We start from the raw sequence: 19,941 nt of genomic DNA, 5'->3' as shown, positions 1-19,941 counted from the left end.
AATTATATACTTTACAAATATATTGACAGTTAAAGTTAAATAGAAAAGATCAAAACGCTCCTCTATAAAATCACAGAAAATACTCAGTAACTACAATAATATTAACGCAAAAATCTTAATAATAATAAACACAAAAAAAACACTAATAACATTGCATACATCTTTTACTTAATTTATTAAAAGCTCATTCTATGGATAAAAAGGAACAAGCGCTGATATTAAAGGTAAAACAACTGTTGATATAGAAAAAATAGATATAAATAATGCTGTGAGCATTTTTCCCTCATATATATAAAAACATTAAAATATAATATGTTAATTACTTATTTTCCACATTAACATAAAACGTAAACTTCATTTAGTTTTATTTTAATATAGAATAATATTAATTATTATATAAATAAAATTATTAAAAATGTCAATATGTATTTATTGTAAGCTATAATTATAATAAAAAATGGATCTAATAAATAATATTTCTATAATCCGTATATTATTTATATTAAGTTTATTGGATAATATATTATATGGATATGATATTGTTTTTATGGAGTATATTTTAAAGCAATGAAAAAAAACACCCATACGATCTTTAAAAAATCTCGTTTACTGAGAGCAAGTCTGCGTGAATTAATGTGCGGTTATTTCTTATTTTCTTGCATCCTCAATGAGTTATGATGTTTTTGAACTGGCGAGCATATTAGGAAGCAGTTGAATATTTTTTGTATAGTATGTCATTACTAACACTATTTATGCTTTCTCGATTGATTTCATGTCTAAGCTTCTCCACTGATATTATTCTCTTTACAGACAACAACAGATTAGTGAGATTGGCATAACTCTAGCACAGATATATTATCTCAAAGTTGAATTGTTGGCACACTTGTAAGCGTTGGGATAACTTCATATTTTTTGAAGCTCTTCAGCAACATCAAGACAAATCTGAACAGTTTATTCAGTAGCAAGTAAGGGAACATTTTTTCCTTTTTTAAACAGAAGTTTTGCTGATATCAATTTTTGAAGCATTTTTATGAATATTCATAACAGCGCGCTTTCCTAAACCTATATAAACGGGTACAAGATTACTCAGAGTAGAAAGAGTTACAGTTTCCATTTGATCAAATTACTACTCATAAGTAATTGGATAATATTTACTTTAATACTGAATAAAAAAGAAAAGTTTTTCTCTCTTTAAATAGAGGATAGATTATCATCTAGTCAATAGGGATAGTTTGCGAACAATTTGTTCGATACAAGATAACTTAACATTGCAGTTACTTTTTATCACTTGAAGCTGTGAAAAGAAGGCTAAGATAGATGAAAGAATGTAAAAAAATGATGGATACATTTTAGGATAAAAAATTATAATCCTGTTAATTCCACACAGTTGCTGCTGATATTGGTGACAAAAGAAATTTGACCGAAAAAATTATCAAAATTATTGAGAACATTTTTCATAGCATATAGAACGCCCCCCTTTGTTGGCATAGGTGTGATTTTCTTTGAGCTGAAATTGATTCTATCCCCTGAAATTAGCAATAATCTTTCAGGTGATGTCGTAAACTTTTTAGGGACATTACAACGCCACTATCGTCCTTTTATGAAAAATATTAGCAGTTCAGATGAGCAGCCGTGAGGAGTTTCAACGTTTAATACAGCAAGATCCAGAAACTCTCACGGATTTAGAACGAGCTTCAAGATTTTTATATTTACAACGATTAAGTTTTAGAGAGAAGGTAAATCGTACGATGAGAGTTGAAACTCATCGTAGCGCGCGGGGGCTTAAGCCCTTCCGATTTGAAGGCGTGCTAAAACTTATTTTTCTCTGTTTAGCAGGTGTTAGCATTGAACATTTAAACTGGTCCGATTTTATTGTGCGTTATGATCGTCTAAAAATCTTGTTTTATCTTCACCACTTTAATTGTGGTTTTGAAGGTTATTAAAGAAAGGATTTTTATAAGCGGAAGGATTATCAGCCGATATCTAAGCTGCTTTCATAAATAAAAGGGAGTTTTTGTCTTTAAACAATATGCTAGAAATTCAAAAAACTTTAGTTAACTTCATAAAAGAGGTTGCACCATCTTATACAGATTACTCTGCAAATAACACAATTGCTGGTAAGGAATGGGGCATCACTAATTTTGATTTCTAAAAAAGAAACAATACGTATTAAATAGTCTTTAATTTTGCAGGCTTTTTGAGAATCTTTTCAGAATCTGTTGAAAAAAGTGAACTGATAGAAGATATTTCTATCAAAATATAGAAACTTTTCTAACAAGTTACGAATAAATCTAAAAATATATATTAAATATAAAAACAGTGGGATATGCAGGCAGTTTAGGCTTTAGCAACAAGAAGCAAAGCATATAAAAATGCATAGAGGTAAGATTGGGACATATTTTTATGATTCAACAAAAAAGTAAGTATTAAAGAAAAAATCTATATGTTCCAGTATGCGCAAGATACAAAATGGTGCCGCATGCCGGATTCGAACCAGCGACCCCATCATTACGAATGATGTGCTCTACCAACTGAGCTAATGCGGCATAGGTTTGTAAGTCAATGAGACAAAACTAATTTGAGGGTAATAGCTAAAAGTACGTATAAAAGCAAGAATGCATTTTTCCAATAATTTATAAATATGATAATAATTTGAAGGAGGAGTATGTAAAAGTCAGGAAAAGTATTCTTTGACCTTAATGCTATAAAATGCTTTCTAATTTACGGTAACACTTAAATTAAGAAGCTGGGAATGTAGATCTTAGGATGAAAAATGGTGTCAAGATAACTTAGTAAAGATAAAAACATTTTCTGATTCTTAAGAAAGAAATTTATTGCATAAGCGATTGGGAAAATAAAGATCATCATAAATCCTTTATAATGTGAAAATAAGATGAGTAGAATTATTTGAAAAGTTACTTCTCATTTTTATGGGAAGAAAAGGGGGAGGGTTAATAAAATTAATCACGTTTTTTATTTAAGATGGAGTAAGAATCATGTCGGATAAAGATCGGCTGATAGAACTAGAAATGAAGCTAGCTTACCAAGAAAAATTCATTGAGGAACTTTCTCAAGAGGTAACTAATCAATGGAAAAGTTTGGATGAGATATCTAAAAAAGTTGATATTTTAGCGAGAAGATTTTCAGACTTTAAAGAACAGAGTGTTACTGAAGCTGTTATCTTAACATCTTCTCAATAAGGAAAAAGGTGCTTAAAAATTTTTTCTAGTAATAGTCTCTTGTTTTTTTTAGATGTAATAGGGTGGATATCACAATGGGAGGAAGGTGCAAAATATTTTTTATCACAATTGCAATTATTTACAGATTAGTTTTTATTTAACGTATTTTGTTAGGCTTGTAGAATAATTTTTATAAGATTCTTAATTAATTTTAATAAGTTCCAATCTTATAAGGAGTGCTGATATTAGAAGACGTTTTTTATATGGAGTTTCTAGTACGAAAATTAAGAAAAGTTTTTTTAGAGTATAAAGAAGCAGCTATAGAAAAATATATGAACTGCAATATGTTAAATTTTTTCTGTACAGAGTTTTTGTATAGAGGGGAGTTAGATTTATTCGCTAATTTTTTAAATTGATACAAATAAAGTGATGTTATCTTTATCTATAGAAATCATAGGTGAGCGCATATATTTATAATAAAGCGTTTTAATCCGTTCTGATGATCAAGTGGTTTTCGGTTGTTTTAATAGAGTGAGGGATTTTAAGCGACATTGGTTGTGTTGTAGTACAGAGAGCTCTAGAAGTTTTTTTCAAGATTAAATGTACTCTTCGTTATATGTATATGATATTTTGTGGAAAGGCTTTTGTTTTTCGTAACTTAAGATACAAAATACTATTGCTAAAGCACCAAAGATAGACCATGCTGGTAAATAAGTGAGAGTAACGCAAATTGAGGACAGAAAATCAGGCATTACCTTGCATAGAGATTGATTAAGTTGATAGATATCTGTTTGCAGAAGGTTTATTAAAATTTTATTAAAGGGGGTTGTTGTCCAATGTGATGTTATTACAGAGTGTGCGTTATCAATGACCAATACTATGATGGTTAGGGTAACGAAAATGAAAGACATTAATTTAAATAAAGGGTGGGGCATATTTTTTCTTAAAACTTCAACGGGACATACGTATAATGCACAAAAAAATAAGGAGTTGCATTATGATAAGAAAATAAGTTTACGTTTGTTTTGTGTTTTTTGAAAGAGGTGCCTAATTTTTCGATAAAAGTTGAGATTAGGTTCAACAGAAGTAGTGAGGCATGATGTCTGAAAAAAAGCACGAGGAATTGAAGCGTAGCCTTCAAAATCGCCATATTCAAATGATTGCTTTGGGTGGCGTTATTGGGACGGGACTTTTTTATGGGTCAACCGAGGCGATTCAATTAGCTGGTCCATCGGTCATTTTATCTTATCTTGTCGGCGGGCTTGTTATGTATTTCATTATGCGAATGCTTGGTGAAATGTCAGTAGAAGAACCGTCGTCAGGAGCATTTAGTTTTTTTGCTTATAAATATTGGGGGAGATTAGCTGGTTTCATAACAGGTTGGAATTATTGGTTTCTTTATATTCTTGTAAGCATGGCTGAACTTACAGTGATAGGGTTTTACCTTGATCATTGGATTTTGATTGATCATTGGAAGACATCTTTCATTGTTCTTTTATTTGTTACATTCGTTAACTTGTTTGATGTTCGTTTTTATGGAGAATTTGAATTTGCTTGTGCTTTGATCAAAGTGGCTGCTGTTATTGGTATGATTATTTTGGGAATTTTTCTCATTGTCACTGGACTAGGAGAAAATCAAGCGAATATTCATTATCTTTGGGATCATGGCGGTTTTTTTCCTTATGGAGCAGTAGGGGTTGTTTTAGCGACTTCTGTAGTAATGTTTTCTTTTGGAGGAACAGAGCTTATTGGTATTGCTGCTGGAGAGGCATCTAATCCACAAAAAACAATTCCAGCGGCTATCCGTCAAGTTATGTGGAGGATTATAATTTTTTATATTGGTTCTATCAGCATTATTATGATAATCAGCCCTTGGAATATGATTGGAAAAAATGGGAGTCCTTTTGTTACAATTTTCGAGACTATAGGAATTCCTGCTGCTGGTCATATTTTGAATTTTGTGGTGATTATGGCTGCTATTTCTGTTTACAATAGTGGTATTTATTCTAATGGCCGTATGCTTTATAGTTTAGCTGTACAAAAAAATGCACCACATATTTTTAGTAAACTGAGTGCTGCTCGTGTTCCTTATATTGCTATCCTTTTTTCATCATTATGTACGGCGTTGATTGTCGTTGTTAATGCTCTTGTTCCTGATAATAGTTTCATGCGGATCATGGCTCTTGCAACTGCAGCAGCAGTGATTACTTGGGCTATTATTGTTATTGTTCATTTGAAATTTCGCAATGCACATAAGAACAGAAAGGACGACTTTACTTATGCGTTTGGTTTATATCCTTATGCCAACTATCTTTGCCTCTGCTTTCTTGCTTTATTATTTTGCATTATGTTTGTCAGTGGTTTTGGGCAAAATGGATTGATGACTCGACTTTTTGATATGATAGGAATAAGCGTGCCTTTTCTTGAAACATATATTCCTGTACAGATGCCTGATATGAGTTTGGCAGTCATTATTATTCCTCTATGGTGCTTGTTATTACTTTTAGGTTATAAACTGAAACGATAGAGAAAGAAGAGCTAATAAAAGGGATTGATTGGAATAAACCTTGGGGATTATAAAATTTGATGAGGTAACACAAGTTTTTGGTGATTTGTGTGTTTTAAGAGATATTACTGTACAGCTTACCGAAAGACGAATTGCTGTTATAGGAGCGAATGGTTCTGGAAAGAGTACATTTGTTCGTCTTATTAATGGACTTCAATTACCATCTCATGGTTTTGTAAGCGTTGATGGGCTTGATACCAAGCGCGATGCAAAAGCAGTAAAGCGTAAAGTTGGATTTGTTTTTCAGAATCCCGATAATCAGATTGTTTTACCATTAGTTGAAGAGGACTTATCCTTTGGTCTCAAAAATTTAAAGCTTAATAAAGATGAAATTAAGGAGCGTGTAGATGAAATTTTACAGCGCTATGAACTTCAAGATTTCAGAAATCACGCTGTCCATTTATTAAGTGGTGGGCAAAAACAACTCGTTGCTATTTCCAGTGTAGTTGCAATGAAACCAGACTATGTTATTTTTGATGAGCCGACGACATTACTTGATTTGCGAAATAAGCATCGCGTTACGCAAGTGATAGAAGAATTACCACAAACGGCAATAGTTGTATCGCATGATTTAGAGTTTTTGAAAAAGTTTGATAGAGTGCTGGTTTTTGATAAGGGGGAGATAGCAATTGATGATGTACCGTCTGTTGCTATCAAGGAGTATATAAGAAGAATGTCATGATCGGTTTATATATTCCAAGCGATACATTTATTCATAGGTTAAGTCCTGGAGTTAAGTTGTTATTTCTTATGGCGTGTGGAACTTTTATAATGATGGTTTCTTCCATAGCGCTTCTTGGTTTATTTTTGTTATTTGTCGTCTTATTCTATAGAGTCGCCAAGATCCCTTTCAAAACTGTGATAAAGCAATTTAAATCGATGGGATTGCTTTTAGTTCTTCTATTTGTATTTCAAACTATTTTTAGCGGTTGGCTTACGGGGGTTGAGGTCATATTACGTCTTGTTATCCTCTTTTCTTTATCATCAGTTATTTCATTCACAACAAAAGTTTCAGATATGGTGGATGCAATTGAAGCAGGACTCCAGCCTTTTCGTTGTTTTGGTATAAATCCATCAAAAGTGAGTATGGTTATCTCTATGGCGATCAGGTTTATTCCTCTTTTGAGTGAAAAGTTTAATGAGGTACATGAAGCACAGCAAGCACGGGGACTTAATACTAACATTGTTGCCCTTGCGATACCTTTAATTATACGGACCATAAGAATGGCTTCAGAAGTGGCTGAAGCATTGGAAGCGCGCTCGTATGATGCTGATACTATTGATACAGCATCTCATAATAAACAGGGTTTTTATAGTAAAAGAATAATCAAATGAATACAAAAGATTTAGTTTATATTGCTTTATTTGCCGCTATTTATGCTATTTTGGGCCTTTTCCCTTCTATTTATCTTCCTTTTCTTCTAGGAGTACCTATTACGGCTCAATCGATGGGACCGATGCTAGCAGGGTCTATACTTGGGGCAAAAAGAGGTGCTTTAGCATCACTCCTTTTTCTTGTTCTTGTTGCGATTGGATTACCTCTGTTGCCTGGTGGTCGTGGTGGAATCAGTGTCTTTTCAGGGATTGCAAGTGGTTATTTAATAGGTTTTCCATTTGCTGCATTTTTTATTGGTTTAATGGTAGAATTGTTATGGAAGCGGTTAAATTTTATAACATTATTTGTGATAAATACTGTGGGTGGCATTGGGATAGTTTATTCTTTTGGTGTTCCATGGACAGCGTATATGACCAAAGTTTCTGTACTGAAGGTTTTAATGGCTTCATCAGGTTTTTTGATAGGCGATTGTTTAAAAGTGTTGATTGCATCCTTTGTTGCTCTCGCGATTAAAAGATCTGTTCCTCTCATTCATTTAAAGCATAATAAGCTAAAATAAATGTATTATTTTGTTATACTGTTATTATATAATATTGATATACAACAATAATTTTATTGAATTTAACTATATGAATTTATGACATAATTAAACATTGTAGAATCTAATATGATTTATATAAGTAATATTATTAAAATAAGTTATTATAGTATTTCTCTCTATATCTACGGCATTTTTTAAATTGTAATTTTATAAATCTGATACTTTTTATTAATTGTGTAACAATAACGAAAGCTTTTCCATAGTGAAGGAATAATTCAGTGAACACAAAAGATTTAGTTTATATTGCTTTATTTGCCGCTATTTACGCTGTTTTGAGTCTTTTTCCTCCTATTTATCTTCCTTTTTTGTTGGGGGTCCCTATTACAGCTCAGTCTATGGCTCCGATGTTAGCAGGCTCTGTACTTGGAGCGAAAAGGGGAGCTTTAGCATCACTTCTTTTCCTTGTTCTTATTGCGATTGGGTTACCTCTATTGCCTGGTGGTCGTGGTGGAATTAGTGTTTTTTCAGGAGTTACGAGTGGTTATCTGATTAGTTTTCCATTTGCTGCATTTTTGATTGGCTTTATGGTAGAGTTGTTTTGGAAGCGGTTAAATTTTATAATATTATTTGTGATAAATACTGTGGGTGGCATTGGGATAGTCTATTCTTTTGGAATGCCATGGGTAGCTTATATGACACAGATTCCTTTGCTAACAGTTTTAATAAGTTCATTAGGTTTTTTGGCTGGTGGTTTCTTGAAAGTGCTGATTGCATCCTTTGTAGCGTTGACCATTAAAAAAGTTTCCCCTCTCATTCATTTGGAAAAAGGGGGAGCTCTGTACTGAAGAACAATTTTTGCCAAATGTATGTGGATTAAAAAACACCACGGAATATCATTCTGTTTTATCTACTTTTCATTGGTATTTTTATCTGTATAGCTCTCAGAGGTAGCCATATAAAAATTGAGTATTTCGGCACTAAAATTCACTTTGTTCTCTTCAGGAGTACCCCCTAAATAGCCAAGTAATATCATTTTATTCAACATACTTGTAAGTTTTATTTGATTTGCATATTATATGCATAACGCCTTAGAATAATTTATTATTTTTTTAATATTTTTAGTTAATTAATCACTCATTTTTAAAGTATTAAATTATATTAATTGTACGAAAACATGGATAATTCAGTGTTCATTTAAAAAATTTTATGTATATAATACCCTTATAAATGTATGAATATAAAGTATAAAAATAAGATTTAAATGGGGTGAAGCTAAATCAAAAAGTAATCTTAGAAAGCACCGTGTAAAGTTTTGAAATAGCTGCATATGTTTTTTCTGATCCATTCTCCATGGCTAAACAAGACTGTATTGAAAATGGAGAGTATGGTTGGCAAGCTTTAGTGCTTGTGGATGTTTTTATTACTATTCGTAGCGCATACTGTCCATGACGATAAAGATGGCATAGAGGTAATTCGTATTATTTCAGCACGGCGAGCCAATTTGAAAGAGAGAAAACGTTATAAAGAAGAAAGTTCGTTATGAAATTGATGTGGGTAACTTATCGCCTGTGACAGATGAACAGAGAGTTGAAATTGATAAATTGGCTGTAATGCCAAACAAGGCTTTTCGCAACTTATCTGTAAACATATTTATGTCCTGTGGAAAAATTATGATCTCAATTTCTTGAATTATTTTCTGATATAAAAACACAAACTACCTTTTAGTTTTTTCAGCATTTGCTTTTCTTTTAATAGCAATGTCTCCTATTGCATCCAGTTGCTTTTAAGACTTTAGTTAACCTCGTCTATGATTTATCTATAGTTGATGCTAGCTTTAAACATAGAGCTCCATAATCCCAAACTCGCGCTTGCATTTTGATACCCAAATCCACCTTTCAAAAAAGCCCATAGCACGGGCAACCCTTTCATAAAGATTAAAGAAAAGCTCTGTTATTTCAAAAATACACAAAAGGAACTCTTAACTGCCGCAATATTTTTTGCGCTGACGCTGGCTATTCATGTTTTAAAAAACAAATATTTTGAAATTTGCGTATCCTAAAACCCTTAATTTGTATTAATGGATTTATTTACTTTATAAATTTGATACTATAGAGCCATTTTGGCTTTTAGAAATATATTGTACATTAAAAAAACTTTTTAATCACTCTTTAAATGCATATCCAATCCAAAAATGATCAGCACTTTTCACTATTTTGCTATTTTTTAGAAATCTATTTTAAACTCTCCTATCTTTAATTCATTGAAGAGTTTTGGCTCGTGAAAGAAGATCTTTTTCAATCTCTTCACAATACTCAGAAAAATCTGTTACTCTTGGAATGATTTTTTTTAACATGCCTTCTACTTTGCTCTGCAAAATGCGTTTTAAGGATTCTTTCAAAATCAATAAGGAAATACCTTTGAGTTCAGTTTGATAAGCTTGAAGAGGTGTCATAGTCCATATCTTTCGCATGTGAAAGCCATCACAAGAGAACAAGCGAAAAGTATTAGAGATATCATCATTTGAAGCTTTTATAGCAATAAACCTGTGACGCTATAGGTAAGCCTTAGTGCATTTTTTTTGTTCCCCACATAAGTTTTTCTTTATTCGGTTTTTGTTTTTAATTTTCCATACGACACACTGCTATTTCAGGCTATTACTTTGAGTTGATTAAGATTTGTAAGGAAAGTTGATTGGCAAGCAGTTAAGGCTGAATTTAAAGATTGGGATTATAAAGCCCAAGGATTGACAGAAGCCGGTGCGGCTATCGTGGCATTGGCTGTCACGGCGGTTACGGGCGGAGCAGCCTCGGGCGCTGCTAGTGCCATTACCGGTGCTTTGGGCTTGGCTCGAGTACCGCCATGAATGCAGCAATACAGGCAGGTGTCCAAGCACTGATTAACAAAAGCGCTGTGGCTCTTGTTAATAATCGCGGCAATATTGCCGGCGCCTTGCATGAGCTTGGTTCTTCCAAGAATATTCTCAGCATTGTCTCGTCGATGTTGACAGCAGGCTTAACCAGCCAAATAACGGAAATGGCTGGTGTTGGACAATCTTTGCCCAAAACCGCTCCTTTTGTCGATCGTATCGCCCTTGAAGCGGAAAAGAATCTGATCAAAGCCGCCATTGGCACAGGCGTGCAAACGGCTCTTGAGGGCGGCTCTCTTGACAAGAACTTTTTTAACAATCTGCGCATCGCCCTGTCTGATACGGTTGGCAAATCGTTGGCAGAAGAAATTGGTACTGCCAAGGCAGAAGGCAAAATAAATACGGTCACGCAGATCGTTGCCCACGCCGGTCTTGGCTGCTTAAAAGGCGCGGTTGCGAGTGGCGCTTGCTCTGCCGGTGCTATCGGCGGGGCTGTCGGCGAAGCAACTGCTATGCTCCAGTTTAAACTGTGGATGCAAGGCATTGTGAAAGAGGAAATGGGGGATCTAAACGGTCGCACCCCAACTGCGGAAGAGGAAGCCCGCATCACTGCAAGGATTGATGCTGAGTTTGCTGACTTTAGAGACCATGCCATTGATGTTGCACGGGCTGCTGGGGGCGTTGCCGCTGCCCTTGCCGGTGGCGATGTTGATGCTGGTGCCGATGCCGCAGGTAATGCCGCTGCAAATAACTTTTTGGGGAGTGCACAACGCGCTCAGATGAAGAAAGAGTTAGAAGAGTGCCCTGATGATCAGTGTCGAAGAGAGGTTAACGAAAAATGGTTCGAGATTGATGAACAACAAGATAGAACTTTTGCGACAGGAATTATGGCTGGTCTCATTGCCGATGCACCAATCAAGTTATACGAGTTAGCTGATGGCGCTGTGAAGAACATGATGTTACAAATAATGATATTTGCTATCAATCCATGGGGGGGCGCGAAAAGGGCTGTTAAAGACATTGGAACAGGAGCGTCTTGGGTCGTGAGTGGACATGTGATTGATGATGCCTGGGAAGGTGCTGGTCAATTCTGGGGAGGTGTTGAGAATGCGTTTATAGGGGATATAGATTACGTAAAAGAGAATATTGAAAAAGCGGGGGTTGACGGAGCTTTTAATGCTGGTTTTGAAAGTGGAAGATTATCAGCCGGAGTATTAGAAAACTTTGCTGGAGGTGCTGGAGCAGCCAAGGGAGCTATAAATCTTGGCAACAAGGCTGTGATCAAGTTCATTGCTAGGAAAGATTTTGCCCAATTTGCTTCCAAGAAAAATCTTGCAGAACTTGCAGCTCAAGGAGATCCTGACAAACTTGCGGCGAAGAAAGAACTAACTAAACTCGCTGCTAAAGAAAAAAAGCTTTGGTTAAACAAAAAACCCACTAAATTTACCGATAGCAAATTTGGACAGACCTACACAGTTTATCGGAGAGACGACCTGTTTGATCCTTACAGAGTTTCTGATTGGAAAAATAACAAAAAAACGGTATGGGGCACTAATATTGATAGAATGAAAGCAAGAAGAGCACCTATAGGATATGATGGTAAGTCTGTTGAGTTGCATCACCTAAATCAAACCCCTGATGGACCCTTAGCAGAAATGAGCCATGAATTTCATAAAAAATATACTTCTGTGATTCATGCTAATCCAAAAACACATCAATCGCTCATAGATAGAAAAAAATTTGAGAAGCAGAGAGAGGAATATTGGAAAGAATACGGCAATGGGCATGGAGAACAAAAAAACAGTAGTTTAGGAGGAATAATCAATATGAAATGGGGTATCATAGGTCTAAATTTTGACAGATGGGGACAGGAGCATCGGCAGTAATGCTCTAGGATTGATGAAAAGAAACTTATAGAATAATTGATGGAGCATAATTGATGAAAACCTATACCTTAGATGATGTTACAGTATTAGTTGATAAATATGAAGGTGATATTGTTAATTTTGCTAGCAAAGATAAGCAGGTTGATGATCTCGTGATTGAAAAAGCTGAGGAAATTCTTGGTCTGCAATTCACATCTTCCTATAAAGTTTTTTTAAAACATTATAAAGGCGGGGACATTGGTGGTTATGAAATCTATAGGCTTTATAAGGAGTGTGGAGAAGATATTCCTTTTGATGATATTGTTTTCCAAAATTTAAATGATAGAAAACGTGGTTTCGCAACACCAGAACAGCTTATCGTTTGTGATGCTGCTTTTGGTGAAACCTTTTACTTTGATTATACACAGTTTAGGGATGGTGAATGCCCACTCTATGTCATGCTTCCATCTGAAGATTGCGAATATTAAGCTAGCAATTTTTATGAATTCCTTTGTAAAAGAATTAAAGAAAGCGCGGGAGAAGAGATACCTGATGGTGATCAACCGATTGAAAAGATTGAGCACACTCCCACTCCGCAACCTATCCCTTTTTACAAGAGTTTTTGGAAAAAACTATGGAAGAGGTGAAATTGATAGTGAGGAAATACGGAACGTCTATCACGCACGTTTTGAGGATCATCTATGAAAACCTATACCTTAGATGATGTTGTAGTACTAGTTGATAAATATAGCGATAGTATCGATTTTGGCTCTACAGATGAAGCAGTTGATGATGCACTGATTGAAAAAGCAGAGGGGATTCTTAAATTGCAATTCACATCCTCCTACAAAAATTTTTTGAAGAATTATGGAAGAGCGGAGATCTGTGGTGAGGAAATATTAAGTGTTTATAATACAAATTTTGAAATTTCTCGTAGTGATGATATTGTTTATTATCATATAACGGATATAGAAAATGGTTTAGCAAAACCACAGCAGCTTGTTGTGAGTAGAACTGATTTTGGTGAGACATTTTTCTTCGATTATTCTCAATTCCAGAATGGAGAATGTGCACTCTATTTTGATTTTCCACCCAAAGATCCACAATATTACGCAAGTAATTTTTATGAATTTCTCTGTAAAAGAATTATGGATCATGCTGGGGGGTAATGACGATGCAAACCAAAGATGTCACAGAGATTTTAAAAACGCTTGGCTGGGAACCTTATCGTGCTGAAGATGGTAGTATGTTTGCGCATTATCATCTTCCCGACCGCATTGTAGGCATTAGTTATGATGTTGTAGATTATGGAGAGGATGGGGGAAAGTTTCGGCTATCGGCTAATCTTACCACTGCTGCTTATTGCCTTGCTTGGGAATATGCTAGTGGTGAAGTATCACAGGATAAGTATGAAGATACGCTATTTTCTGCGAAAGAGGATTTCGATGTTACAGCTTCAGATCTTTCCGAAAGCCATATCGAAGCTGCTTTAAATAAAGTAATTGCTTGGGCGCAGGCACAAGATATTGAACAAAAGTTGCGTGAAGAAGCTGCTAATCATTCTGCTGTTGCGGAAGCATTACTTGGTGATATTGATGCTTTAAAAAGTTCTAAGTTTACACCCCAATTACATGTACCAGAATTTGCAGATTACAAAACAATAGGGTGGATTGATCGCCTTATTTTATTTGCACAGGCCTATAAGAATGGGGAGTTAGATGATATTCTTGCACGCAAAAAGTCTAAACAACGTTTGATGAGTCTCACAGCAGCAAGCCGTATTCTCAAAACGCAAGGGTGGTTTTCTACGGAATTTGGAAAGATGTGGCTCTCTTTGCCGGATCGTTTTATTCAGTTAGATTTTGGCTTTGTATATCTCTATGATCAGTGCAATGTTCATCTCGAAGCTGAAATATCTAATGAAGAGATTTCTTTATCTTGCTTGTATATTCATTTTTGTGGACAACGTAATCTTGTACAGCCTACGGATATTTATAAGTCTTTTAACACGATTGGGGGAGGAATTTTTAGTGGTTTTGATAAAGGAATTGATATTTGTGTAGAGATATTGAATGAGCAAGAGTTGACAAAAATCTCTGAGCGGGTGATACAGTGGGCACGTGCCCAAGATTTACAAGCATCAATAGAAAGCAAAACACGTGTTCAAAAGTATAGCTACAATATACGTATAGTCTGGCATTTGGCTTGTTTAGCATTGACAGGTCAAATTGATATCCTGAAATCTTATCAAAATTTTTTAGAAGCCGGTACGATTTCTGGACATTTAGAAGACCGTGAAGTGGAGAAGTATGTTAATCACGCCGTTCAATTTGCTGAAGAGCATCTGAAAATCTTTAATGAGCGAAAAGCCATAGATGATCGTCTTAGTTTGCAAGATTTGTCTTTTCTTAATACAGTTTCTGAAGACTTAAAAAGGATGGGGTGGACAGTTTATCGAGATAAGAACTATGATTGCAATGCTTATTTTGTAAGTAAAGACCGTATCATCAATATAATGTATAACCTTCAAAGTGATGAAGAAGAGCCGATTGTTGTATTTAAGGCTTCCCTTTCAACACTTAGTTTTTCTACGGCTCATAGAGAGATGTTTCCTAGATTGCCCCAATATATAGCTCTCAAAGAGGCAGAAGAATTTTATACAGTTTCTAGTACTGAATTGGATGAAGGCAAGCTAAAGGAGATTTGTACAGATATACTTGAGTGGGCTGATCGGCAAAATGTCAATCAAATCATCTATGATTATGCCGCTTTGCCAACAAACAGTGAAGCTCACCTTGTGGCACGTCACTTTATAGCACTCATTCTGATTGGTGATATTGAAAAACTCAAATTTTATAAAGAGAATTTTAGAAAGGGAAACTCTTTAGGCTTTGTGGAAGGTATCACGAAATATACGATTGACAACTCTCTTACTCTTGCACGGGGTTATCGAGCAGGTTTTCCGAAAAATGCACCGATTTTAAGCTTGGATGCGCAAACAGCATCTGTTGCTTCTAAAACAACTTCTGTTGAAGTGGCAGAGGAAGTGGATGAAGCAGATGACATTGATGATCGTCTCACCATGGAAAGTGCTCATGCACTTTTAAAAAGCCTAGGCTGGTCAACCGAGAAAATCAATGAAGATGACTATATGGCAAGCTATCAATTGGCTGATCGTGAAGTAGATATTCTTTATAACGACGAAATTGCCAAAGACTACCCGCAATTTGATAACGCCTTTATGATTAGCACGGGCATTCTTTCCACCGCTTGTAAATTCATTGATCCTACCCACACGGAAGATATTCCAGATATACAGCTTAATTTTGAAGCAAAGGGGTTAGAAATCTTTGAACCAGAAGTTACTGCGGATCGCTTAAAGCAAGCACTTGATGATGCGCTAGAATGGTCAGTCAAAGACATTGACCTTTCTAAAAGACTACGCTCTGATTATGGTATAGCTCCTTGGGAAAAGGAGGCAACGTCTAAAGCAGATAATACGGATTATGCTTTACTTCATCTTGGCGCTCTTGCTTTATTGGGTGATGTTGAGACCTTACAATCTTATCAGAAAAGCTTTACGGCAGGGGATCACCTAGGCTTTGACGAGAGCATCAATAAAACCCACCTTGAACGTGCATTAGCTTTAGGCAAAGAAGTAGCAAAGGTGAAGCAAGTGAGCTACGCTTTAATTAAACAGATGGCAAAAGATTTTGATAGTCACTCAGAGCTTTCTAGCGAGGAATAACCTCCTTCTTGGAAGGAGAGTTTGTTAAGTCTATTTAGAACAAAGAATACATTGATTATTTTGAAAAAAATCGAAGGGGCTTATAAATCATGAAATGGATAAAGAAAAAAATTATGGGGGCAGCTGAGCCTCTGGAATTTAAAAGTCAAAAAGTTTATCAGGAAGATGAACTGTTTGAGCCCGAAACAGTTTCTTCTTGGAAAGAAAAAGGACAGATAGTAACAGGTACAAATGTGGAAAGAATGGTATCAGGAAGAGCTCCTATTGGAGTCGATTGTAGGCCTATTATGTTATATCCTATGACACAAGAAGGTCCTATGGCTGAGGTTCTCTACTCATTTTATCAAGACAAGAGTTTTGTTGCGCCTATGAAGCCAAAGACAAGTTTTATCAGAAAAGTTATTTGTTGGATTTCAAAAAAAAATTCTAAGTAGGAAAAAAAGAAAAAGTAATTATTGAAAATATTGAAATAATGTCACTAAAAGGTGCTCTCTAAACTTTAATGATCACTTCCTTTAATTCCATCATATATTGTAAATGCGAGATGATTGCACAGAGACAAATGAGAAAAGAGCTCCTTCAAGAAAACATCCTTTATATTCTATCAATGTAATCCCAATTCCATTGGCTATGGTAGAGAAATATTGATCAGTAGAAACACTCATTATGAGTAAAAACACACTGTGATTTATGGAGAAAAATTTATGAAAAGTTATACTTTATCGAATGTTGCACAATATATTGATATGCATAGTCATGCTATTAATTTTGGCACTCAAGATAATGCCCCTGATGATGTAAGGATTAAAACAGCTGAGAACACTCTCGATTTACAATTTACCTCTTCCTACAAGAGTTTTTTAAAAAATTATGGAGGGGGAGAAATTGGAGGTGAAGAAATATTTAGTATTTATGAAATCTGTGCAGGTATTCCTGCTGGTGATATTGTTTACCGAAATTTGCTCGATAGAAGAGATGGCTTTACGGACCCCAAACAACTTGTTATCTGCACAACTGATTTTGGTGAAACCTTTTATTTTGATTATACGCAGTTTCGGGATGGTGAATGCCCACTCTATCTCAAGTATACATCTGAAGATTCCGAATATTACGCAAGTAATTTTTATGAATTTCTCTGTAAAAGAATTAAAGTTTGTGTAGAATGATATTCTTCGCATGATGGTTTTATTTACGAAGTGGGATGCTGAGCCACAATTTGCCAAATTTACCGGCACACTCAGTGTTATGACGCCTTTTAAGGTAGGGGGCTTGGACTTTATACTGAGCAATCTTTTGAGTGGTCAATATTCACCGCATAATTTATTGGGTGCTGAGCAGATTTCGTTGGGGGGCGCCTCCAATGTTCGTGGCACGCGTGAGAGTTTGCTTTTTGGCAATAACGGTTTTTTTAGCCGGAATGATTTGTTGTTACGCACCATTCCGTGGAGCAATCACGCGACCTTCAAAAAGGTTTTTGGTGAACTTCGCCCTTATGTTGGTTTGGATTATGGGCGTGTTTTTGCACAACCCTTGTATGGGATTAAGAGTGACCAGCTTGCCGGTTGGACAGCAGGTGTTAAGCTTGCGGGAGGCATAGTCTCTGTTGATGCCAGTTATTCCAGTATTTTTTGGAGCACAGTTAAGCACAAAAAATCAGGAACATTTTTTATGACATTAACAATGGAACTTTAAGCGTTTTTTATTGGGGAGTTAAAGTATGAGATATGAGAAGAGAGCAGAAAGAGCAGCTTTATTAGGTGTTTTGGTCTCCAGTACGATGCTCAAAAAGGTTTTATTGGGGGGACTTGGTTTTTCTTGTTTATTCGCACCTTCAGCGTTACAGGCGCAAATTACTGTGGATCCTAACGCAGGTAGCGCATATCGTCCGGATATAGTGGCAGCGCCCAATGGGGTTCCCTCGATTGATATTGTTACCCCCAATGGCAAGGGCTTATCACACAATAAATATGATGATTTTAATATTGGCAATGCAGGTGTGATTTGGAACAATCATGCGCAAGAAGTAGGGCAATCGCAGTTGGGGGGCATTATGCTGGGCAATCCGCATTTGCGTGTTACGGGTTCGGCTTAACCGATGAAAATGGAAAACCTACAAAAGGCAGCGATGGAAAATACATTACTCTGTATCATTATTTAACGCCTGAGGAAGAGAAGTATTTACAAGCAGGCTTTGATGGCAACAGGCGTATGTTCTACAATGGTATTTTAAACACATCAGATGAGGCAGCCCGTCATGCGGTACAGTTGGTTGATAATGAGCATGAACCCCTGTATTTTACATATTTTCCAAAAGCTGAAGATAAGCTGGTAGAGTTCGGGGTAGCTTTTTATCAGAAGTTTCAGAATTTTATGTATCTCTATGGCAATACAGGAGCGATTGTTAGTGCGCATAGCCGAGGTAGTCTGACAGTGGGTAATGGAATGCGTGACTTTGAAAAGCATGGTATTCACGGTGTAGCCAAGAAAACAGACTTCTATCTTGTAGGAGCGGCTGATAACTCTCTATCGATAGCGAATGCACTATATTATGTGAGTGATGGTAAAAAAGATCATATTTATTTACGAAACTATATATTCGATCCCATTGGTACAGTGATTGGTTACAATTGTCCTACGACTTATAAGGCACCTTTAAATCTAGATTTCTCACTTTTGGAGAAAGGTATAAAAAATCCTTTATATATGACGCTGTTTGCAGGAAACAGTTTATTGACTATAGCAACTAATCCAATCAGAGAGATGGGGAGAGCGGTCTTGGGCCTTAACCCGAGACCTCATAATTGTTATGATGATGCAAGTCGTAAGTGTAAAAATGATTACGGTTCATTTGGTTTTAACAAACTTTATTCAACGAGAGCAGGGAACAAAAAATGAAAATATTGTTTAACTTATCAAGCTTGCTCATTTTGTTAAGTGTTGCTGGATGTAATATTAAAAATATTGATAAGCCTCCTCTAGGAGAAGTGGCTGTGTGGAAGAAGCCAAGAGCAGACTTTACCGAGGTAGGAAAAACCTTGCTAGAATGCGGTCTGTCAAGCCTTATTAATGCTGATACAGAAAATAGAAAGCTCAGCTACAATGCAAATGCAACCATTGATGCTTGCATGATACAATCAGGTTTTCGTGATAAAGAGAGAGCTAACTGGTGTTCTCCTTTTAACGGTAGAGACCTCCCTATTTATCAGCCTAGTTCTGTGATCCCGAGGCGCAGTGTCAAGAAGCGCTTAAATAGCCCTTATTGTAAAAAATATAAAAATGCACCTGAATGCAAACCTTAAGTCTTGCTTGTGACGATCAACAATCACACTATCTTTGCATTTGTTTGGAATAGCGGGATTGTTCCCTCAGTCTCATTATTTAACGGATGAAGAAAAGCATTTATAAGAAGGTGCTGATGGCAAGGTGCATGTCTCCTTTAATGGCATCTTTACTCCACCAGAGGAAGCCGCTGTTTATGCAGAGAAACATACGAAGGATAAAAATGTACCGCTTTATTTTGTTGTGTGCCCAGACGCGGCAAGCAGGGGCTTAGCAACAAGAAGCAAAGCATATAAAGATGCATAGAGGTAAGATTGGGACATATTTTTATGATTCAATAAAAAAAGTAAGTATTAAAGGAAAAATCTCAAATCAGAAATTAAAGGTGGTCTAAAAGGTGGACGAGAGGGGACGTTAAGTGAGGGCGATTCATCGGTTATCAGCATTACTTGTAAAGTCCGCTCCACAAGGAAAATATTGTGATGGGGCAGGGCTATGGTTAAATGTTCGAAAAGACAATACACGCTCTTGGTTTTTTCGTTATACGCACCACAATAAGCG

Annotated in this window: 15 protein-coding genes, 1 tRNA gene and 6 pseudogenes; 19 read left to right on the top strand and 3 right to left on the bottom strand. The window is 35.8% G+C overall.

Annotation, left to right across the window (positions count from 1 at the left end):
- Positions 1 to 988: 988 nt before the first annotated feature.
- Complete coding sequence (locus ACFIK6_RS02110; RefSeq protein ID WP_375641573.1) at positions 989 to 1,114, bottom strand: hypothetical protein; 126 nt, start codon at positions 1,112 to 1,114, stop codon at positions 989 to 991.
- 508 nt (positions 1,115 to 1,622) lie between these two features.
- Between ACFIK6_RS02110 and ACFIK6_RS02105 the strand changes: the two genes are divergently transcribed.
- Entirely contained in the window at positions 1,623 to 1,943 is a 321-nt protein-coding gene (locus ACFIK6_RS02105) for a hypothetical protein (protein WP_375641572.1), read from the top strand.
- A 527-nt stretch (positions 1,944 to 2,470) separates the two neighbouring features.
- Here the strand turns inward: ACFIK6_RS02105 and ACFIK6_RS02100 are convergent.
- Positions 2,471 to 2,546 (bottom strand) — tRNA-Thr (locus ACFIK6_RS02100).
- A 450-nt stretch (positions 2,547 to 2,996) separates the two neighbouring features.
- Here ACFIK6_RS02100 and ACFIK6_RS02095 point away from each other — a divergent pair.
- The 6 genes from ACFIK6_RS02095 to ACFIK6_RS02070 all read left to right on the top strand — a co-directional run bounded on the left by ACFIK6_RS02095 (position 2,997) and on the right by ACFIK6_RS02070 (position 8,467).
- Positions 2,997 to 3,200: a SlyX family protein gene (locus ACFIK6_RS02095; protein WP_375641571.1), complete on the top strand. Its 204-nt coding sequence runs from the start codon at positions 2,997 to 2,999 to the stop codon at positions 3,198 to 3,200.
- 1,078 nt (positions 3,201 to 4,278) lie between these two features.
- The gene (locus tag ACFIK6_RS02090; protein WP_375641674.1) at positions 4,279 to 5,706 is read left to right on the top strand and encodes an amino acid permease; all 1,428 of its coding nucleotides are present in this window, start codon (positions 4,279 to 4,281) and stop codon (positions 5,704 to 5,706) included.
- A gap of 40 nt (positions 5,707 to 5,746) precedes the next feature.
- Positions 5,747 to 6,427, top strand: coding sequence for an energy-coupling factor ABC transporter ATP-binding protein (locus tag ACFIK6_RS02085; protein ID WP_375641570.1), 681 nt, complete (start codon positions 5,747 to 5,749; stop codon positions 6,425 to 6,427).
- Positions 6,424 to 7,080, top strand: a complete 657-nt coding sequence (locus ACFIK6_RS02080) for an energy-coupling factor transporter transmembrane component T family protein (protein WP_375641569.1) — start codon at positions 6,424 to 6,426, stop codon at positions 7,078 to 7,080. The genes ACFIK6_RS02085 and ACFIK6_RS02080 overlap by 4 nt, the downstream gene beginning before the upstream one ends.
- Positions 7,077 to 7,640: a biotin transporter BioY gene (locus ACFIK6_RS02075; protein ID WP_375641568.1), complete on the top strand. Its 564-nt coding sequence runs from the start codon at positions 7,077 to 7,079 to the stop codon at positions 7,638 to 7,640. The genes ACFIK6_RS02080 and ACFIK6_RS02075 overlap by 4 nt, the downstream gene beginning before the upstream one ends.
- Positions 7,641 to 7,900: 260 nt before the next feature.
- A complete protein-coding gene (locus ACFIK6_RS02070) occupies positions 7,901 to 8,467 on the top strand; it encodes a biotin transporter BioY (RefSeq protein ID WP_375677307.1) in 567 nt (188 codons plus the stop codon).
- Positions 8,468 to 9,879: 1,412 nt separating this feature from the next.
- On the opposite strand, the gene ACFIK6_RS02065 is transcribed toward ACFIK6_RS02070, so the two are convergent.
- Positions 9,880 to 10,092, bottom strand: coding sequence for a hypothetical protein (locus tag ACFIK6_RS02065; protein WP_375641566.1), 213 nt, complete (start codon positions 10,090 to 10,092; stop codon positions 9,880 to 9,882).
- A gap of 210 nt (positions 10,093 to 10,302) precedes the next feature.
- Here ACFIK6_RS02065 and ACFIK6_RS02060 point away from each other — a divergent pair.
- The 12 genes and pseudogenes from ACFIK6_RS02060 to ACFIK6_RS02005 form a co-directional block, all read left to right on the top strand.
- Positions 10,303 to 12,374 (top strand): annotated as a pseudogene (locus tag ACFIK6_RS02060) (DUF637 domain-containing protein); the annotation flags it as partial.
- Positions 12,375 to 12,427: 53 nt separating this feature from the next.
- Positions 12,428 to 13,000: pseudogene (locus tag ACFIK6_RS02055) on the top strand (SMI1/KNR4 family protein).
- A 54-nt stretch (positions 13,001 to 13,054) separates the two neighbouring features.
- Positions 13,055 to 13,522, top strand: coding sequence for an SMI1/KNR4 family protein (locus ACFIK6_RS02050; RefSeq protein ID WP_375641565.1), 468 nt, complete (start codon positions 13,055 to 13,057; stop codon positions 13,520 to 13,522).
- Between the two features lie 5 nt (positions 13,523 to 13,527).
- The gene (locus tag ACFIK6_RS02045) at positions 13,528 to 16,101 is read left to right on the top strand and encodes a DUF6990 domain-containing protein (RefSeq protein ID WP_375641564.1); all 2,574 of its coding nucleotides are present in this window, start codon (positions 13,528 to 13,530) and stop codon (positions 16,099 to 16,101) included.
- 89 nt (positions 16,102 to 16,190) lie between these two features.
- Positions 16,191 to 16,535 carry an HNH/ENDO VII family nuclease gene (locus tag ACFIK6_RS02040; protein WP_375641563.1) on the top strand — a complete coding sequence of 115 codons (345 nt, stop codon included), beginning with the start codon at positions 16,191 to 16,193 and terminating at the stop codon, positions 16,533 to 16,535.
- A 270-nt stretch (positions 16,536 to 16,805) separates the two neighbouring features.
- Positions 16,806 to 17,267 (top strand): SMI1/KNR4 family protein, encoded by a 462-nt coding sequence (locus ACFIK6_RS02035; RefSeq protein WP_375641562.1) that lies wholly within the window; start codon positions 16,806 to 16,808, stop codon positions 17,265 to 17,267.
- 34 nt (positions 17,268 to 17,301) lie between these two features.
- A pseudogene (locus ACFIK6_RS02030) lies at positions 17,302 to 17,793 on the top strand (ShlB/FhaC/HecB family hemolysin secretion/activation protein); the annotation flags it as partial.
- A gap of 25 nt (positions 17,794 to 17,818) precedes the next feature.
- Positions 17,819 to 18,190, top strand: a pseudogene (locus ACFIK6_RS02025) (hypothetical protein); the annotation flags it as partial.
- Positions 18,103 to 18,996, top strand: a complete 894-nt coding sequence (locus tag ACFIK6_RS02020) for a hypothetical protein (protein ID WP_375641561.1) — start codon at positions 18,103 to 18,105, stop codon at positions 18,994 to 18,996. The pseudogene ACFIK6_RS02025 and the gene ACFIK6_RS02020, both read left to right, overlap by 88 nt.
- Entirely contained in the window at positions 18,993 to 19,400 is a 408-nt protein-coding gene (locus ACFIK6_RS02015; protein WP_375641560.1) for a hypothetical protein, read from the top strand. Before ACFIK6_RS02020 ends, ACFIK6_RS02015 begins: the two co-directional genes overlap by 4 nt.
- A gap of 64 nt (positions 19,401 to 19,464) precedes the next feature.
- Positions 19,465 to 19,644, top strand: a pseudogene (locus tag ACFIK6_RS02010) (filamentous hemagglutinin); the annotation flags it as partial.
- Positions 19,645 to 19,798: 154 nt separating this feature from the next.
- Positions 19,799 to 19,941: pseudogene (locus ACFIK6_RS02005) on the top strand (Arm DNA-binding domain-containing protein); the annotation flags it as partial.

It is taken from the genome of Bartonella sp. AS69XJJH (assembly GCF_042195585.1).
Taxonomy (GTDB): Bacteria; Pseudomonadota; Alphaproteobacteria; order Rhizobiales; family Rhizobiaceae; genus Bartonella.
This window is presented reverse-complemented; position numbering and strand designations above follow the sequence as displayed.

Bases quoted from the DNA above. Each gene is read 5' to 3' on its own strand.
- ACFIK6_RS02105 (WP_375641572.1), top strand. From the start codon at position 1,623: ATGAGCAGCCGTGAGGAGTTTCAACGTTTAATACAGCAAGATCCAGAA.
- ACFIK6_RS02095 (WP_375641571.1), top strand. From the start codon at position 2,997: ATGTCGGATAAAGATCGGCTGATAGAACTAGAAATGAAGCTAGCTTAC.
- ACFIK6_RS02035 (WP_375641562.1), top strand. From the start codon at position 16,806: ATGAAAAGTTATACTTTATCGAATGTTGCACAATATATTGATATGCAT.
- ACFIK6_RS02080 (WP_375641569.1), top strand. From the start codon at position 6,424: ATGATCGGTTTATATATTCCAAGCGATACATTTATTCATAGGTTAAGT.
- ACFIK6_RS02015 (WP_375641560.1), top strand. From the start codon at position 18,993: ATGAAAATATTGTTTAACTTATCAAGCTTGCTCATTTTGTTAAGTGTT.
- ACFIK6_RS02045 (WP_375641564.1), top strand. From the start codon at position 13,528: ATGCAAACCAAAGATGTCACAGAGATTTTAAAAACGCTTGGCTGGGAA.
- ACFIK6_RS02075 (WP_375641568.1), top strand. From the start codon at position 7,077: ATGAATACAAAAGATTTAGTTTATATTGCTTTATTTGCCGCTATTTAT.
- ACFIK6_RS02090 (WP_375641674.1), top strand. From the start codon at position 4,279: ATGTCTGAAAAAAAGCACGAGGAATTGAAGCGTAGCCTTCAAAATCGC.
- ACFIK6_RS02050 (WP_375641565.1), top strand. From the start codon at position 13,055: ATGAAAACCTATACCTTAGATGATGTTGTAGTACTAGTTGATAAATAT.
- ACFIK6_RS02110 (WP_375641573.1), bottom strand. From the start codon at position 1,114: ATGGAAACTGTAACTCTTTCTACTCTGAGTAATCTTGTACCCGTTTAT.
- ACFIK6_RS02040 (WP_375641563.1), top strand. From the start codon at position 16,191: ATGAAATGGATAAAGAAAAAAATTATGGGGGCAGCTGAGCCTCTGGAA.
- ACFIK6_RS02065 (WP_375641566.1), bottom strand. From the start codon at position 10,092: ATGCGAAAGATATGGACTATGACACCTCTTCAAGCTTATCAAACTGAA.